This is a genomic window from Oleiphilus sp. HI0066, assembly GCF_001635725.1.
The window spans coordinates 1-1,212 of sequence record NZ_LWFH01001273.1; the positions used below are offsets into that span (position 1 = coordinate 1).

Sequence of the window (1,212 nt, forward strand, 5' to 3'; positions counted from 1 at the left end):
AACCATTTTCTGTAGATATGCTGAAGCGTCGTAATTTTGAGCGGCTTTACCGAACGAATTTGCTAACTCTGATTTACTCGCTACATTTTGATTGGACATCTTAAACCGCAGCCTTTAAGTCACTTAGCTCTGATACAAGCACCTGCCCCACCGAATCAACGAACGGGAAGTGCGCTACACCATCAATGATTACGCTCTTATGATGAGTAAACTGGCTCTTAATCTCTAAAGCGCAGCTTTGCTTAACCAAAACATCTTGATCGCCGAATATCATGAGTGCTGACTGAGTTAAGTTGGCAAGCTCTTGCTGCACATCCAATTCGCCTAGCAACTTAAGGCTTTGGCACCGATTTGATTCCTCTAATAAACAAAGGTCGTACTGTTCGCGAACTCGCTTCAATAAAGAGGATTGCTTAGGAGCACCTTTGATACACAAAAACGGAAACGTTTTAACGATCGCTCGATCATCGCTAATAGAGCTCACAAAATCAGCAAAGTCCTGTCGCTTCATACCACATTGATAATCCGTCGACTCTACGAACTTGGGCGAGCTCATTAGTGTCACTAAACGGTCGTACGGTTTATTAGCCCCTTCAAGGTAAGCTGCGAGCTTAATGGCCAACATTCCACCTAGCGACCAACCAATAATCACCGTATTAGGCGATACATATTCCTTGGCTAAATGCTCCAGCCAACGAATATCGCCACGCTCAGGGCACGCTACTATCTTGATTGATCGATTGCTCATAAGTTCTTTTGACAAACCATGAAGCCAATCGGCGTAGAATTCTTCAGAAACCGACCAACCTTGAATAAACAAAAGGTCTACGTACTTGCTCATGCCTCCATCCTCTCACGGCGGAATTCTTTGAGAGCTTGAGTCAAATTTGATAAATCTGAAGCGTTATGCGCGGCACTCATAGTAATACGCAAGCGGGCACTACCTTGGGGAACAGTGGGCGGTCGTATGACGCCCACTAAAAAACCTCGAGCACGTAAAAATGCTCCTGCATCAAGAGCTAACTGATTATCACCTAATACAACGCCTTGTATCGCAGTCTGAGAATCTAACAGAGTAAAACCACTGTCACTCAATTCCTCTTTGAATTGAGTAATTCGCTGATTGAGCAAAGTCCTCAGATCATCACCCGCTTCAATTAACGAAAGGCTTTTACTTGTTGCATCGACTAAACTTGGCGGCAACGCGGTGGT

The 1,212-nt window shown here is 44.6% G+C and carries 2 protein-coding genes; both read right to left on the reverse strand.

Going from position 1 to position 1,212, the window contains the following annotated elements; translation table 11 throughout:
- Positions 1 to 100: 100 nt before the first annotated feature.
- Entirely contained in the window at positions 101 to 841 is a 741-nt protein-coding gene (locus A3738_RS18395) for a hypothetical protein (RefSeq protein WP_068481673.1), read from the reverse strand.
- Positions 838 to 1,212 (reverse strand): aminotransferase class I/II-fold pyridoxal phosphate-dependent enzyme (locus tag A3738_RS18400; RefSeq protein WP_156504333.1); only part of this gene is annotated, 375 nt, incomplete at its 5' end. The genes A3738_RS18395 and A3738_RS18400, both read right to left, overlap by 4 nt.

Bases quoted from the DNA above. Each gene is read 5' to 3' on its own strand.
- A3738_RS18395 (WP_068481673.1), bottom strand. From the start codon at position 841: ATGAGCAAGTACGTAGACCTTTTGTTTATTCAAGGTTGGTCGGTTTCT.